Here is a 15,379-nt window from a genome sequence, read left to right on the forward strand (position 1 = left end):
GCTCAGCGGTGGAGCGCGGGGCGTTCGACCGGTTCGACCTCGGTGCGGCGGCCCTCCCGCTGGGCCCGGACCACCTTGCTGAGGCGGCGTACGTGGTCGGCGCCCGTCCGCCCGGTGCCGCTGACGGCGACACCGAGCGTTCCACGCCGGGTCATGGCGGTTGCTCGTCCCTTCGCGGGTCAGGCGCCGCAGGAGCGGAGGAATGCGCGGGTGCGGCGGGCGATGGGCAGCGGCTTGTCCGGCGGGCAGGGGTACATGTCCTGCTCGACGATGGCGAAGAGGTCGACGCCGAGGCCCTGGGCGGCGGCGAGGACGGGTTCCAGCGCGGGCACGCCGGCCGGGGGTTCGCACATCACGCCGCGCTGCACGGCGGGCCCGAAAGGCACCCCGCCCCGCACGACGTCGGCGAGGATCTCCGGGTCGACCTGCTTGAGATGCAGATAGCCGATGCGCTCGCCGTAGGTCTCGATGAGCTTGACGCTGTCGCCGCCGCAGTAGGCGTAGTGCCCGGTGTCCAGGCAGAGGTTGACGAGGTCGCGGTCGGTCGAGTCGAGGAAGCGCTCGACGTGCTCCTCGGTGTCGATGTGGGTGTCGGCGTGCGGATGGACGACGATGTCGAGGCCGTAGGCCTCCCTGACCTCGTGGCCGAGCCGCTCCATGCCCCGGGTGAGGTGGGTCCACTGCTCGGCGGTCAGCTCGGACGGCTCGATGATCTCGGCGGTCTTGTCGTCCCGCCAGAAGGAGGGGATGACGACGAGGTGCCGGGCGCCCATCGCCCGGGTGAGCGCGGCGACCTGGCCGACGTGCTCCCAGGTGGACTCCCAGACGGCGGGTCCGCGGTGCAGCGCGGTGAAGACGGTGCCCGCCGACACCTTCAGGTTCCGCTGGTTCACCTCGTCGGTGAGCCGTGCCGGGTCGGTCGGCAGATAGCCGTAGGGGCCGAGCTCGATCCAGGAGTAGCCGGCCTCGGCGACCTCGTCGAGGAAGCGTTCCCACGGCACCTGCTGCGGGTCGTCGGGGAACCAGACGCCCCAGGAGTCCGGGGCCGAGCCGACCCGGATGCGGTCCAGGGCAGGGGTCATGTCAGGAGTTCCCTTCGGGAGGTGCCGCCACGGGTGCCTGGAGGTCCTCCGCTTCGGGGAGTCCCTCGCTGCCGACAGTAGACGGCGCGGGCGATCGCCACGCACGGGCGCCGGCCGCCGGAGGGGGTGCCGATGGGCTGTCCGCGGTCGTCGAGGACGATGCCCACCCAGCCGAACCCCACGGCGGCGACGCCGGGCGTACTCACCATGGCTGCCCCTCTTCGGACCGGTCCGTAGTTGTATCGTCCCGCATCCTGCGCCCGGCCCGCGGGGCGCCTCCGGCGCGCACGGGGGCGCGCGCCCCGGGGCCTCGTGCCGCTCCGCCGGGGTGCGCGGGGCCTTTCAGTCCTCGTGGCCCAGTTGCAGGTCGCGTTCCGTCCGGCCGCCCCCGGCGACCTGCAACACGGTGGCCACCGGTGGGTACCCGGCGGCGATCACGGTGTACTCCCCGGACGACAGGTCGACGAACCGGAACGTTCCGTCGGCCCCCGTCGTCAGCGTGTCGACGACATTGCCGGCCGCGTCGAGCAGCGTGACCCGGGCGTCCTCGACCGGTCGTCCGCCGCCCGAGCGCACGGTGCCGCGCAGCACCGCACCGCCCGCGAGTTCGACGTCCTGCCGGGTCTCGCGGGAGGCTTGCACGGTGACGGGCAGCGCGGCCGGCCGGAACGCGGGCGCACTGGCGGCCAGGGTGTACTCCCCGGCCACCAACTCCGTGATGACATAGCTCCCTTCACGCCCGCTGCGGGTGCTCGCGACCACTTCCCCGTGCACGTTGGTGAGTGTGACGGCGGCGTCGCGCACCGGCGTGCCGTCGGCGGTCAGCACGCTGCCCGCCAGCCGTCCCGCGCCGCCGAGCACGACGTCCAGTTCCACGGGGCGCTCCCCCACGGTCACCGAGACCGCCTGCGGCTGGTGGCCGCCGGCCGCGGCGATCAGGACGTAGGACCCGGATCCCGGCGTGGACAGCGCGTACCGCCCGTCCTCGCCGCTCGCGCCGCGCCCGATCTGCTGTCCCGCGACGTCGATGAGGGTGAGCGCCGCACGCGGCACGACGGTGCCGTCGGGGTGCTGGACCGTGCCGCAGACGGGCACTCCGGCGGCGTGCGGCGAACGCGCCTGCGGGACCTGGGCCGCGGGCGGGGACTCGGCGGGGGCGTTGTGGGACACCAGCGGTTTCTCCTTGAGGAAGAAGGCGATGAGCAGGCCGAGGACGAGCACCGGCACGAAGGAGAGGAAGACTCTCGGCATGGCGTCGGCGTACGCCTCGATGTACGTGTCGCGCAGTGCGGGCGGCAGCGCGTGGACGAGCTGCGGGGTGATGGACTCGGGGTCGGGCAGGCGGGCGCCGGCGTGTGGCGGGAGGCGTTGCTCCAGCGCGCCGGCGAGGCGGTTCGCGAACAGCGTGCCGAAGACGGCCGCGCCCACGCTTCCGCCGATCTGCCGGAAGTAGTTGTTGGCGCTGGTCGCGGTGCCGAGGTCGGCGGGGCGCACGGAGTTCTGCACGGCGAGGACCAGCACCGGCATCACCATGCCGATGCCTGCTCCGAGGACCGCCATCCAGACGCTGTACTGGAGCCGGGGCGTGTCCACGTCGAGCCGGGACAGCAGCCACATGCCGACCGCCGCCACGGCGCTGCCGAGCACCGGGAACACCTTGTACCGGCCGGTGCGGCTGACGAGTTGCCCGCCGATGATGGACGCGCCGACGACCCCGGCCATCATCGGCAGCATCAGCAGCCCGGACCCCGTGGCGCTCGCCCCGTCGACCATCTGCAGGAACGTGGGAAGGTAGCTGGCGGCGCCGAACAGCGCGACTCCGATCACCAGACCCACCAGGGCGGTGACGTTGAAGACGGAGTCACGGAACAGCCGCAGCGGGATGAGGGGTTCGGCGGCGAACCGCTCGGCGACCAGGAAGAGCGCGACGGCGAGCGCCGCGCCGGCGCCGAGCCCCAGGATGACGTGCGACCCCCACGCGTACTCGGTGCCGCCCCAACTGGTCAGCAGCACCAGGCAGGTGGACGCGGCGGCCAGCAGCAGGGTGCCGGGCACGTCGAGCCGGCCCCTCACGGCGGGCTTCGGCAGCTTCAGCACCACGGTGACGACAGCCAGGGTGACCAGTCCGAAGGGCACGTTGATGTAGAAGCACCAGCGCCAGGACAGATGGTCCGTGAAGTAGCCGCCGAGCAGCGGTCCCGCGACGGAGGCGAGGCCGAAGACGGCGCCGATCAGTCCCATGAACCGGCCGCGTTCACGGGGCGGCACGATATCGGCGATGATCGCCTGCACACCGATCATGAGCCCGCCGGCTCCGACGCCCTGGACGGCGCGGAAGGCGATCAGCTGGTCCATGGTCCCCGCCCGGCCCGCGAGCGCGGAGCCGACGACGAAGGCGGCGATCGCGAACTGGAAGACGCTCTTGCGGCCGAACAGGTCCCCGCACTTGCCGTAGACCGGCAGTCCCACCGTGGACGTCAGCAGATAGGCCGTGATGGCCCAGGACATCCGGTCCAGGCCGTGCAGCTCGCCGACGATCTTCGGGAGCGCGGTGGCCACGATCATCTGGTCGAGGGCCGCGAGCAGCAGCGCGAGCATCAGCCCGACGAAGACGAGGCGCACCCGGCGGGAACCGAGTGCCACGGGGCGTTCGGCAGCGGCCGGCTCCTGGGGCGTGTCCAGGAGCACGGGCGGCACGGCCCGCTCGCTGTCCACGTCCATCACCGTCGTCCCGCCCACGTACCGCTCCCCTCGTCGCCGCTGCGCCGCCCCTTTCTCGCATCGCGCGACAACTGGTTCAAGCGCGGCCGGTTGGCGGGGAGGCAAGCGGTCCGGAGGTATCCGCCGGTCGGAGCCCTACGACGGACAACCGTGTCATGCAGAAAACCACTCGAAACGGTGAGCGTGAGATTCAGCCGGACGACTGGCGGAGTGCGCTCCGGAGGCTTGGAATGGGGGCTTCACGCCCCGGAGCGCACAAGGGGCCACAACGAGGCAGGGGGCTCGCGCCGGTCGCGTGCGGGGCCGCTTCGCACTGGTGTCACGCCGCCACGGGCGTCACACGGCCCCGACATCACGCGGCCGTCGACGTCATGTCACCGCCTGCGTGCGGCTGCTGCCACCTGCGTCACTTCTCCACCTCGGCGGCCAGCTTCGCGAGTTCGGCGTCGTAGATCCGGGCGAGGCCCTTGGGCGCGAAGGTCTTCTCGAAGAAGCCGCCGATGCCGCCCGCCCCCTTCCAGGTGGTGGTCACGACGACCCGGGACCTGCCCTCACCGGCCGGGGTGACCCGCCAGGTGGTCACCATGGAGGAGTTGCGGTCCTTCTCGACCAGTTCCCCGTCGGTCGGCTCGCTGACCTCGAGCAGGCAGTCACGAACGCGCTTGCTGGTGGCCTGGAGCTTCCAGTGCACGAGGGTGCCCTCGCCGTCGCCGCCCTCGCGCACCTCGTACTCGCTGAACTGCTCGGGCAGCAGCCTCGCACGGGCGCCGCTGTAGTCGGCGAGGGTGTCGAACACCGTCTCCGCGTCCGCCGCGATGATCCGCTCCGTCGTGGCCTCGACCTGCGCCATGACCATCCTCTTCCTGTCCGTCTGATGGGGCGTCCGCCATCCCATCACACCCCGGGTACCGGGACGGACGGGGACGCCGGTACCGGGCAGTCGTCCGCGGCCGGCCGGCCGCGCCGGGCGCGGAACACCGCGAGACACTCCTCGAAGAAGCCCAGGGCGCGCAGATGGTAGGCGCGCGCCGTCCAGCCCAGGCTGATGTTGTGGCCCGCGGCCGGCTGGCGCTCGATCCGGAGCGCGGGTGCCGCGGTCAGCCGGGCGGTGATCTCCCTGATGTCCTGCTCCCCGTGCAGCCACCACGCCTCGTGTTCGGCGAAGGTCATCCGTACGGGGACGCGGACGCGGGACGCGAGTTCCTCGAACATCCCCGGCCAGCGGGCGACTTCGTCCGCCTCGCGCACCGGCATGGGGGCCACCAGTGCGCCGAGCGAACGGAACGTGTCCGGCGGATACAGCCGCAGCGGACCCCAGTTGCGCCCCCAGGAGGAACGGCTGAGGACCCGGGGCAGCTCGGCGGGTTCGATGTCGTAGCGGTAGCCACAGCCCGACACGTCGAGAGCGAGCGGCCGTTGGGTGTGTGCGGCGGTGACGAAGGCGAGTTTGCCGCCGTAGGAGTGGGCCAGCAGAAAGAACCCCGCTCCCGTGGCGTACCGCTGCGCGAACCGGTCCATGACCGCCTCCAGCACCTCGGCCTGCTCGGCCAGGGTCTGTCCGGCGGGCAGTTGCTCCGCGGAGAGCCCGTAGCCGGGCCGGTCCAGGGCGAGCACCGTGAAGCCGAGGCGGGCGCCGAGTGTCAGCAGGGACAGGTCGGGGTGGGCCTGTCCGTCGAAGTAGCCGGCCGTCATGCCGCCGCCGTGCACGGCGACCACGGTGGCGCGCGGCTGTCCGTCCGGCGGCTCGGCGAGCAGACACGACAGGGTGACGCCCGCGGCGTCCAGGGTGAGGGGGCGCACGCCCGCGGACAGGGGCTGCGACGGTTTCGACGTCTCCACCCGTCCGTTATGACGCAGATCGCGGCAGGGGAGACGCTGGACGCGCCGACCTCGCCCTCGTGGGCTCACCGCTCCGGGATGCCCCGGAGAAAAACCGCAGGTCAGATACTGCGCATGAGGAAATCAAACTCCTCATCGAATTCGCCTCTCGACGATGGGAACGTGCGTTCTCCACTCGGGTGAAAGGAGTGGGCGGGCAGCCCGCGCAGGCGGGCGATCGGTCAGCGCTCGGGCCAATCGGTCAGCGCTCGGGCTTGGCGGGCCGCCCCATCAGGGCAGTCCTGGCCTGGTCGAGGGTGATCTTCTCGCTCAACAGAGCCGAGATCACTGCGGTGATCGGCATCTCGACGTCGTGGGCGGCGGCCAGAGCGAGGAGGCCCTCGGCGGATGTGACGCCCTCGGTGGTCTGCCGGGTGGCGGCCGTCGCCTGCTCGACACTCAGACCCCGACCGAGGGAGGCACCGAAGGCGCGGTTGCGGGAGAGCGGGGAGGAGCACGTGGCGACCAGGTCGCCCATTCCGGCCAGTCCGGCGAGGGTGGCCGGATGGGCACCCATGGCGACAGCGAGCCGGGTGGTCTCCGCCAGTCCCCGGGTGATCAGCATCGCGGTGGCGTTGTCGCCCAGGCCCCTGCCCGACGCGATGCCGACCGCGAGCGCGATGACGTTCTTCACCGCGCCGCCCACCTCACAGCCGGTCACGTCGGTGCTGGTGTAGGGCCGGAAATACGTCGTGCGGCAGGCCTGCTGGACGCGGCGGGCGGCATCCTCGTCGGGGCACGCGATGGTGGCGGCGGCGGGCTGCCCGGCCATGATCTCGCGCGCCAGATTCGGGCCGGAGAGCACCGCGACCCGGTCCGCGCTGACACCGGTGACCTCGGTGATGATCTGACTGGCCCGCAGTCGGGTGCCCTGCTCGATGCCTTTCATCAGCGTCACGATCACTGTGTGAGGCTCGATGTGCGGGGTCCACGCGCCGAGGTTGGCCCGCAGGGACTGCGCGGGGATGGACAGCACGAGGATGTCCGCGCCCGTCATCGCCGCGGCCGGGTCGGTTGTCGCGGTAACGGTGGCGGGCAGCTCGACGTCCGGGAAGTAGGCGGGGTTGCGGTGCGCGGTGTTGATGCCGTCGGCGATCTCGGCCCGGCGGGCGTGCATGACGACGTCAGTGCCGGCGTCGGCCAGAATCCTGGCCACGGCGGTGCCCCAGGACCCGGCCGAGAGGACCGCCGCGCGGGCGGAACGGTGGGTCACGTCGGGGTCCTCTCCACGGACGCGGGCCGGTCGCCGGGGCGGGAACGGGCATCCTGGCCGGACGGGGTCAACACCGAGGGCATCCGCGATGGTTTCAAGGGTGGTCACGCTGGGAGCCTACGGTCCGGGCCTGCGAGGGGCCGGGCCAAGCACACCGGCGCCGAATGCAACAGGGAAAGGACAAGGTGGGCCTGCCCGTCGAAGCAGCCGGCCGTCATGCCGCAGATCGCGCCAAGGGAGACGATGGACGCGCCGACCTCGCCTGCGCGCGCTCACCGCCCCGGGACGGCCCCGGACGAAATCCGCAGGCCAGAGCCGACACCACAGGGAATCGAACTCGCAATCGAATCTACCTCGCGATCATGGGAACGCGTGTTCTATTCTGTGGCCAGTGCTACCGAGGAGGTGCCCATGCGCTGGGACCATCTGGCCGAGAACCCCGCCACGGCCCGCGACGCCGCGCTGTTCGACGCGGACACGGTGACCACCCGCACCTTCGACACCCCGGAGTTCCGCGGCATCACCTTCCACGAGGTCCGGGCCCGCTCGATCGTGAACCGGGTGCCGGGCGCCTCGCGCATGCCGTTCGAGTGGACGGTCAACCCCTACAGGGGTTGTACCCACGCGTGCGTGTACTTCACTGCATGACCCTATTGAGCCCGGGAGGGCCGATGCTCAGCACTCCGAACGCGGACAAGGCCTGGAAAGGCATGACGAGGTCATTCCCAACCCCGGAGGCGCCAGGCCAGTATGCCGCCCCGAGCGAGGCGGAGAGGACGGCTTACGCCGTGCTGCTGCATGGACCGGCTGCGCGCTCAGGCGGCGCCGACGCGAGTCAGTGGCTGCTGCTGCGCGACCGCACAGCGAAGGGCCTGTAACCGACGCACCAGCAGCAGCCACACCTCAGGAACGCGTCAGCCGCCCAGGACGCCCTCGAGGCAGTCCCGCACCGGCCCGTACAGGCCGCGCGGAACCAGCCTGCGGACAATCGCCCTGCGAGGCCCAGGCGACCCCTCGGGCTGCTCCGCCCGCGGGGTCAGCCCATGCCCCGGAGCGGCTCGATCCGTACCGATCGCGGATCGAACGGCGCCCTGCCCGGACGGCCGGGCAGGACCGTTACCGTGGCCAGCGTCCCGACCACCGCACGCTGCCGGTCCAGCGTCAGATCCTTCCAGGCCTCGGCGGGATCTTCGGCGGTCACGATGCCCACCAGGACGCGTGCCCGCTGCAGGTGCGCCATCTGCGCCTCGACGTCAGCCAGCCGGGCCTTGATCCTGCGGGTAGCGGCCTTGAATTCGGCGGCGTCCGCATCGTCGTCATCCGCGAACTCGCCGGTCAGGGACCTGATTCGGGACCGCAAGGCAACGGCCTTCGCCCACAGCTCCTCCGCCCTCGGTGAGGTCTCGTCGACGAGGAGATCGACGGCGTCGGCGCGCGACAGGCGCCGGATCACGTACTCCTCGACGGTGAGGTCGATCGGTCCCGTACCGCGCGCCAGGTGCTTCGTCTTCCGGCACCGGTACAGCGGCGTCGTGAGCCCCCGCGTGCCTTTCGGGCCGCCCCGCGACCCGGACGTCACGGTCGTCCCGTCGTCGCAGACACCGCACCGGGCGATCCCCGACAGCAGCCACCGCCGGCCCGGTCCCGGGCTCGTCGCCCGGCTCTCGTCCTCAAGGACGTGCTTCACCGCCCGCCATGTGGCCTCGTCCACGATGACCGGCCACTTACCCGGGTACAGCTCGCCGCGGTACTGACGCAGCCCTGCGTAGCGCTCGTTCAGGAGTACGCCGCGGATGGCGTTGTGTGACCAGGGTTTGCCGTTGCGGTTGAGGATGCCCCGCTCGTTGAGGTCGGCGGCCATGCCGGAGAGGGTCGCTCCGGCGAGCAGCGCGTGAAAGCAGTCCTTGACCTCGGCGGCCTCGTCTTCGACGAGCTCCGCGCCGTCTGCGGTGTAACCGAAGCAGCGCGGCCCGGTCGGCGGCAGGCCGCGCTCGACGCGCTGGCGCATCTCCCGCTGCTCCCGCTCCGACATCTGCTCGACCTCGAACGTGTCGACCTCGCCGAGGAGGCCGGCGAGGAGGCGGCCAGCGGCCGTCGTGAGGTCCAACTCGGGGCCCTTGACGCACAGCACGGACACCTCGTGCTTGCGGAGGATCTCGATTCCCTCGGCCCGTTCGCGCCGGTTCCGCCAGAGCCGGCCGAGCATGTAGACGATGATGACGTCGACTTCGCCGCCCTGTACGGCAGCCATGAGGAGCTCGTACTGGGGGCGGTGCTTGCCGTGGGTGGCCGACTTGTCGTTGTCCCGGAAGCGGCGCCCCTGGAGGGGGATTCCGCGCCGTTCGGCCAACTCTGCGGTGTCCTCGCCCTGACGGATGACACCGTCCTCGTCGCCCTCATCCGCCTTGCTGATGCGCTCGTATGACGCACCCCTCGTGCACTTCACTGCATGACCATATTGAGCCCGGGAGGGCCGACGCTCAGCACCCCGAACGCGGACAAGGCCTGGAAAGGCATGACGAGGTCATTCCCGACCCCGGAGGCACCAGGCCAGCAGCCGCCCCGAACAAGGCGGAGAGGACAGCTTACGCCGTGCTGCTCCATGGACCGGCTGCACGCTCCCCCCAGCCCCGTCACCCATTCGGTGGCCACTCTGAAAGTGCTCAGTGCACTGAACTCTCCGCCTGCGGTCATCCCAGGTGATGAGCACTCCAGCACCCGCTCCGACCTCGACCGAGCAATCCATGCATGCCCCGGAAGACCGGTTGGTCTCACACCGAGGCTCGAGACCGACAGGCTGATCTGCGGACTGGAGTGCGGCACTACGAGTAACCGGATATCGGCCGTCCGGATATCGCGGCGATCGACCAGCGGCGCCAGGAGCGGCCGCGCACCCGCACCACCGGCGTGTGTCCACGCCGGCCCCAGGTGCGGGCACGTGGCGGCGTCATCGAGAACCCGGCCTCGTCCTCGAACACGATGTACGCGCCCAACGCCGCCGCAGTCATTCCGCCTGCGGCCACACATCCTTCTTCCACAGGCCCACCGCCTGCTCGTCGCGCTCCAGAGCCCGGCGGGCGGGACACTGCCACGACCAGCCGTGCCGGTGCAGCAACCGCCACACCGCCGCCGACAAACAATCCAGTGAGAACTTCCAGGCGATCAACGCTCTGATCCGGGCCAGGGTCCAACGCTGGTCCTCCCAGCCGTGCACGGCCGGTCCCAGCGCCAGCTCCTTCTCCAACTCGCCGAACTGGTCGTCGGACAGCCTGGGCAGTTTCGGTGGCCCCGCGGAAGCGAGCGCGGCCGTCCCGCCCTCCCGCCAGGCACGGCGCCAGCGTTCCACCGACCGCTCACTCACCCGCAGATCCTTCGCGATCACCGCGGTTCTCTCACCGCGCCCGAACCGCTCGCCTGCCCCGTACCGGATCCGCTCACGAAACCGCCGCCGCTCCGCGGTCAGTCCACCACCCTGCGCGTACCGCCTACCTCCGGACTACCGCAGGGATCACCACACGTCACCACCCCCGACACCAATCCGAAGAGATCAGTAACGGGGGCCTATGAAGCGGCGGTCCGCGTAACGACCGTGTCGGCGAGGGGGGCCTGGGACAGGTATCGGACGGCGTCGTGAGGGGCAGCAATGCCGTTGCTGACGCGGATGTCGAGGAGCGATCCTGACGTCACAACGTGCGCGAGGCCCGCCCCTCCGGTTACCGGGTCTCCGTCGGCGTGGAAATTCTGCCAGTGGAGCGGCTCCGGCACGCTCAGGTGGGCGTCGCCCGGAAGGCCGCGGCGTATGGTGAGCCAGCCCAGCGGGGAGCCGCAGGTGATCAGGGTGTGGGTGTCGGGATCCTGCAGTTCCCGGCGTTGCAGCATGTCGTACGCGATGACGCTGCCGAGCGAGTGAGCGATGAGGATGCGCGCTCCAGAGCGTTCGATCTCGGCCCGGATCACCTTGCGGATCTGCTGGCCGAGTTCCTCGTCGTGCAGGTAACGGTATGCCTGCCGGACCAGAACCAGAACCTTTGCCCCAGCTCCCCGTCCGTGGCGGGCATCCGCCGCCGCCAGGCGACGGGTTACCGCATTGGGGATGTAAGAAGCCGTATCTCAACCGATCATGGAACGTGCGGGTCGAACAGGTTTCCCGCCGGGGTGATCTTCCCGTTGTGCGCGCATGAAGACAGGGCCCCTCGGTAGTTCGGGGATGCGAATCTAACCGAGCAATGCCGGGAGGCCCTGGTGTCGTTGTTGTACGCGTCCGAGCCCGTCCAGTTCAACTCGGCTGCTCCATCGTGTGATTGCCTCGCGCATGTGTACGGCAACGCGGCCGACCATCCGGACCGGGTACGCCGGTATCCGTCGGACATGACGGACGCGGAGTGGGCGGCCATCCGGCCGTTGCTGCCGGTGCCGGCCTGGCTCCAGGGCCGGGGCGGGCAGCCCGAGGGCTACTGCCACCGCCAGCTGCTGGACGCGATCCGCTACCTGGTCGCGGGCGGCATCTCCTGGCGGGCGATGCCCGCGGACTTCCCCGACTGGGGCCGCGTCTACGCCTTCTTCCGCCGCTGGCGCGAGCACGGGCTGATCGCCGAGTTCCACGACCGGCTGCGCGGGAAGGTCCGTGAGCGCGAGGGCCGTGAGGCCGAGCCCACGGCGGGGATCATCGACGCGCAGTCGGTGCGGGCCGCCGCGACGGTGCCGGCCGCCTCACGCGGCTACGACGGCGGGAAGAAAGTGCCCGGGCGTAAGCGGCACATCGTGACCGACACGCTCGGTCTGCTCCTGGTCGTCGCGGTCACCGCCGCGAACATCGGCGACCGGGACGCCGCCACGGGCCTGCTGACGCGGCTGCGCCGCCTGCACCGCGACATCACCCTCGTCTGGGCCGACGGCGGCTACACCGGCTCCCTCGTCGACTGGTGCCGTCAGAAACTCGCGCTGACCTTGGAGATCGTCAAACGCACCGACGACATGACAGGGTTCGTGGTGCTGCCCAGGCGCTGGGTGGCAGAGCGCACGTTCGCGTGGCTGATGCATTCGCGCCGGCTGGCCCGGGACTACGAGACGTTGCCGGCCAGCAGCGAGGCGATGATCCGGTGGTCGATGGTCACGCGGATGAGCCGGCGCCTGGCACGGCCACGGGCCGCCGGCCGACGCTGAATGCCCCCGACGTCTCCTGCACCAGCCACCCGCGCTCCGCCAGACGCCGGGCCTTCGACCGCACCCCTTCGACCTTTGCCGGCGTCGTCTCAAGACCCAGCCCCAACGCGATCTCCCTGGCCTTCAGCAGCCCTTGGCCCGCAGGCTGGCGCTCATCGAGCACACCCAGAATCCGCTGGTAGTCCGGCGCCAGCACTGTCACCGGCAGTCCTTCGCGCCAAGGCGGCACGATCGAGCCCGGCACCGGCTGGGGCGAGGACACGGTTTCCGCCTTCGCCTCGCTCGCGACGGTGGTCTCGGCAGCTGAGGCCGCCAGGGCCTCCACCAGCTCTTCCCGCGCGATCACCCGCCGGTCCAGCTCGATTTCTGCGGCCTCCAACACCCCAGCCAGCCGCGCGACTTCCTCGCGCAGTCCTTCCACCCGCACCCGGGCCGCTGTCTCCCGCTCCTCCAGCATTCCCAGCACCGATGCCATCGCGCACCCCTCGATCACGAAGCCGAAACAAGACGCCGCATGCCTCCCTCATTCCGAGCTAGACCATGCCTGACCAGCGGAAATCAAGCGATCATGTTCGGTTGAGATACGGCTTCTAAGGCAGAGGCGCGCCGAGAGTGCCCGGGTGGGGGCCTGCCTCGGGCAGCGGACCCGGCGCGTAGGCCGTGAGGGCCTGGATGACGAAGTCCTCCTCCTCCGCGTCCATCGGTTCATCCGCGTCGAGTAGTTCCGCGTCGCCAGGGCCCAAGTGCCTGTCGCCGCCAACGGCGGCGGGCCGGTAAAGGCCCGTGTAATGGGGCACTGTCAGGCTGGGGATGGCGGTGTGGGGGCCGTACCTCCGAGTCAGGCCCCGCTTGAGCGCGTTGCCCCAGTCGTACGCGAGGCGGATTTCGTTGGTTCTTCCCTGTCCGATGCCATGAACACCGACGATGTGCCCGTCTGCCTCGGTGGTCTCGTTCATGCTGCTGTCCCCTGTCCGTCCCCATCGGCGCGCAGATCGTATCGTGTGGGCCTGGACAGGATTCAGCGATCCAGTGAGGTGCTCGTGCAGGGGGACCAGCAGCCGGTGACGGCTGGGCGACGGCTCGTGGTCGTAAGCGTCGACGACTACAAGAAAGAAGACAGCGCGGACTTCGCCCAAGCTATCGAAGCTCAGGTATCCGTCGTCACCGACTGGCTCGCCTCACCCGTCCTCGCCAAGGAGCACCGGTTCACGGTCTCTCGTGCGAGCGGTCTGCACTCGGTGCAGGACCTGAAACGGTTTCTGGCCGAGCAGGACCTCGTGGAGACCCCTGCGGATGAGGCTCTTGTCGTCTACGTGACCGGCCACGGCATGAGCACCGGCGCCCGCAACCACTACCTCACGTTCGCGCTCACCAAGGAAGAGGCCCTAGAAAGGACGGCGTTCCCCACCCGGGAGATCGTGTTCGCCGCTCTGCACAGCCCCGCCGAGCACGTGCTTGTCCTCGTGGACTCCTGCTTTGCCGGGGCCTTGCGCGAGGACGTCGCCTCAATCGTGTCTGAGTGCGTTGTGGCAAACCGGATCTCGTTCGAAGCCTGCAGTGCGGGTGATCATTCGGACAGAGATGTCGGTGTGGTCGTGGGCATGAAGAAACGGGCCCCTTGGTAGTGACGTGGTTGTTGAGGCCGGTCACGAGCAAGGAGACCCGTTGTCGGACGATTTGACCATCCCTGCTGTGCTCGCGTCCACAACGGCCGCCCCTGGGTGTGACTGCTACGTGCACAGGTTCGGTTCGATCGCGCCGGGACGGCGGGCGCGGTGCTATCCGAGTGACATGACGGATGCGGAGTGGGCCGAGGTCCGCTCCGCGATGCCGGTGCCGGCCTGGCTCCTGAAGCAGGGCGGGCGTCCGGAGGCGTACTGCCACCGCGAGATGCTCGACGCTGTGCGCTACCTGGTCGACAACGGCGTGAGGTGGATGGCCCTGCCGGTCGACTTCCCGTACTGGCGGGCGGTCTATGACTTCTTCCGCCGCTGGCGTACCTGTGACTACGTGCGTGAACTGTACGAACGCCTGCGCCGCGCGGCGAGGGAGCAAACAGGCCGCAACGCCGAGCCCAGTGCGGGAATCATCGACAGTCAGTCGGTGGACGCCTCCGAGACCGTCGGCGAGGACAGTCGCGGATACGACGGCGGTAAGTCACGTGACGGACGCAAGCGTCACGTCCTGACCGATACCGAGGGTCTGCTCCTCGAGGTCACCGTGACCACGGCCGACGTGCACGACTCCAAGGCCGCCCCCGCGCTGCTGGAGACGTTCATGGACCAGCCGGGCCGGCTGCTGGAGCTGGTGTGGGTCGACACCGCCTATCAGGGGCCGGCGCTGGCGAAGGCGTTCGCCCGCCACGGGGTACGCGTCGAGGTCGTGCGCCGCTCTGACGGGCGGCGCGGATTTGTCGTACTGGCCCGCAGGTGGGTGGTGGAGCGCACGCTGAGCTGGCTCTCCCGCTCACGCCGCCTCAACCGCGACCACGAACGCCGCCTCGACCACCACGCCCAGATGGTGTGGTGGGCCGCCGTGATCAGGCTGTCCCGGCGCCTGGCCGGGGACGCTCCGCGCTGGCCGGAGAAGCGCCCCGGCCGACTGCTCCGGGCGCGGGCGTGAACCGTCCGTCCTTCGCCCGCACCAGCCAGCCCCGCTTCTCCAGCGCGTAGGCACGGTGACGGATCTTCTCCACCTCGTTCTTGATCTCCGCTTCCCGGCCCACCGCCCGCGTCAGCTCCACCCCGTTCACCGGCCCCGCAGCGGCCACCGCAGCGGCGAACACCTCCCGGTACAGGCCGCTGAGCACCTCCTCGCCCATGCCGGACCGCCACACCGGCGGCCGCTCGCCACGCACCGCGCCCAAGCCGCTGGATCCCACAGCGGTCACCACCTCGCCACCCGAAGGCACGGAAACCGGCGTATCAACCGTGCTCTCCTCGGCCAGCACCGACACGAGCTCCTCACGCCCCACCCGGGCCCGCTCGACTCGCTCCCGCGCGGCATCCACCTCCGCCTGAGCCTGCTCCAGAACCTCCGTCCAGGACTCCAGATCCTGCCTCGCCCGCGCCTCACGCCGTTCCATCAACCCCAGCACCGACGGCATCGCGACCTCCTCGATCAACAACAAGCCGTCCGCTGCCTGCCCCTACCCCGTCGCGATCACGCCCCGCACACGAAGAAGCCCCTGCTCATCGAACAGGGACTCCCTTTGCCACAACGCACTCAGCTTGAGATAAAACCTGCGACGGTCAGGGGACGGGGTGTTCGGTTCGCCGCTCTTCTGTTCGTTGACTGTCTTCGAGCAGGGCGTTGCCTACGT

Annotated in this window: 14 protein-coding genes and 3 pseudogenes; 4 read left to right on the forward strand and 13 right to left on the reverse strand. The window is 70.3% G+C overall.

The window, feature by feature from the left end; all coding sequences use genetic code 11:
- Positions 1-2: 2 nt before the first annotated feature.
- From ACWD5Q_RS30860 to ACWD5Q_RS30890, 7 genes and pseudogenes are all read right to left on the reverse strand, one after another.
- Positions 3-155 (reverse strand): hypothetical protein, encoded by a 153-nt coding sequence (locus ACWD5Q_RS30860; protein ID WP_451430369.1) that lies wholly within the window; start codon positions 153-155, stop codon positions 3-5.
- Positions 156-179: 24 nt separating this feature from the next.
- Positions 180-1,082, reverse strand: a complete 903-nt coding sequence (locus tag ACWD5Q_RS30865) for a sugar phosphate isomerase/epimerase family protein (RefSeq protein ID WP_451430370.1) — start codon at positions 1,080-1,082, stop codon at positions 180-182.
- Positions 1,083-1,159: 77 nt separating this feature from the next.
- Positions 1,160-1,249 (reverse strand): annotated as a pseudogene (locus ACWD5Q_RS30870) (sugar ABC transporter ATP-binding protein); the annotation flags it as partial.
- Positions 1,250-1,424: 175 nt separating this feature from the next.
- Complete coding sequence (locus tag ACWD5Q_RS30875; protein WP_451430371.1) at positions 1,425-3,821, reverse strand: MFS transporter; 2,397 nt, start codon at positions 3,819-3,821, stop codon at positions 1,425-1,427.
- Between the two features lie 388 nt (positions 3,822-4,209).
- A complete protein-coding gene (locus ACWD5Q_RS30880; protein ID WP_355911699.1) occupies positions 4,210-4,653 on the reverse strand; it encodes an SRPBCC family protein in 444 nt (147 codons plus the stop codon).
- 44 nt (positions 4,654-4,697) lie between these two features.
- Positions 4,698-5,642, reverse strand: a complete 945-nt coding sequence (locus ACWD5Q_RS30885) for an alpha/beta hydrolase (protein ID WP_451430372.1) — start codon at positions 5,640-5,642, stop codon at positions 4,698-4,700.
- Positions 5,643-5,883: 241 nt separating this feature from the next.
- The gene (locus tag ACWD5Q_RS30890; protein WP_451430373.1) at positions 5,884-6,894 is read right to left on the reverse strand and encodes an NAD(P)H-dependent glycerol-3-phosphate dehydrogenase; all 1,011 of its coding nucleotides are present in this window, start codon (positions 6,892-6,894) and stop codon (positions 5,884-5,886) included.
- 411 nt (positions 6,895-7,305) lie between these two features.
- Between ACWD5Q_RS30890 and ACWD5Q_RS30895 the strand changes: the two are divergent.
- A pseudogene (locus ACWD5Q_RS30895) lies at positions 7,306-7,530 on the forward strand (Rv2578c family radical SAM protein); the annotation flags it as partial.
- Positions 7,531-7,930: 400 nt separating this feature from the next.
- On the opposite strand, the gene ACWD5Q_RS30900 reads toward ACWD5Q_RS30895, so the two are convergent.
- From ACWD5Q_RS30900 to ACWD5Q_RS30910, 3 genes and pseudogenes are all read right to left on the reverse strand, one after another.
- On the reverse strand, positions 7,931-9,340 hold the full coding sequence (locus ACWD5Q_RS30900) for a recombinase family protein (protein ID WP_451430374.1): 1,410 nt from the start codon (positions 9,338-9,340) through the stop codon (positions 7,931-7,933).
- A gap of 406 nt (positions 9,341-9,746) precedes the next feature.
- Positions 9,747-10,357 (reverse strand): annotated as a pseudogene (locus ACWD5Q_RS30905) (winged helix-turn-helix domain-containing protein); the annotation flags it as partial.
- A gap of 98 nt (positions 10,358-10,455) precedes the next feature.
- On the reverse strand, positions 10,456-10,851 hold the full coding sequence (locus ACWD5Q_RS30910; RefSeq protein ID WP_451430375.1) for a hypothetical protein: 396 nt from the start codon (positions 10,849-10,851) through the stop codon (positions 10,456-10,458).
- Positions 10,852-11,262: 411 nt separating this feature from the next.
- Between ACWD5Q_RS30910 and ACWD5Q_RS30915 the strand changes: the two genes are divergently transcribed.
- On the forward strand, positions 11,263-12,057 hold the full coding sequence (locus ACWD5Q_RS30915) for an IS5 family transposase (protein ID WP_451430376.1): 795 nt from the start codon (positions 11,263-11,265) through the stop codon (positions 12,055-12,057).
- On the opposite strand, the gene ACWD5Q_RS30920 is transcribed toward ACWD5Q_RS30915, so the two are convergent.
- Together ACWD5Q_RS30920 and ACWD5Q_RS30925 are read right to left on the reverse strand one after the other, a co-directional pair.
- Positions 12,005-12,532 carry a hypothetical protein gene (locus tag ACWD5Q_RS30920; protein ID WP_451430377.1) on the reverse strand — a complete coding sequence of 176 codons (528 nt, stop codon included), beginning with the start codon at positions 12,530-12,532 and terminating at the stop codon, positions 12,005-12,007. The genes ACWD5Q_RS30915 and ACWD5Q_RS30920 overlap by 53 nt on opposite strands.
- Positions 12,533-12,647: 115 nt before the next feature.
- The gene (locus ACWD5Q_RS30925) at positions 12,648-13,013 is read right to left on the reverse strand and encodes a hypothetical protein (protein ID WP_451430378.1); all 366 of its coding nucleotides are present in this window, start codon (positions 13,011-13,013) and stop codon (positions 12,648-12,650) included.
- 45 nt (positions 13,014-13,058) lie between these two features.
- On the opposite strand from ACWD5Q_RS30925, the gene ACWD5Q_RS30930 reads away from it, so the two are divergent.
- Complete coding sequence (locus ACWD5Q_RS30930; RefSeq protein ID WP_451430379.1) at positions 13,059-13,682, forward strand: hypothetical protein; 624 nt, start codon at positions 13,059-13,061, stop codon at positions 13,680-13,682.
- Between the two features lie 166 nt (positions 13,683-13,848).
- Positions 13,849-14,679, forward strand: coding sequence for an IS5 family transposase (locus ACWD5Q_RS30935; RefSeq protein WP_451430380.1), 831 nt, complete (start codon positions 13,849-13,851; stop codon positions 14,677-14,679).
- On the opposite strand, the gene ACWD5Q_RS30940 is transcribed toward ACWD5Q_RS30935, so the two are convergent.
- A complete protein-coding gene (locus ACWD5Q_RS30940) occupies positions 14,597-15,163 on the reverse strand; it encodes a hypothetical protein (RefSeq protein ID WP_451430381.1) in 567 nt (188 codons plus the stop codon). The genes ACWD5Q_RS30935 and ACWD5Q_RS30940 overlap by 83 nt on opposite strands.
- Positions 15,164-15,379: the final 216 nt, after the last annotated feature.

It is taken from the genome of Streptomyces sp. NPDC002513 (assembly GCF_053595355.1).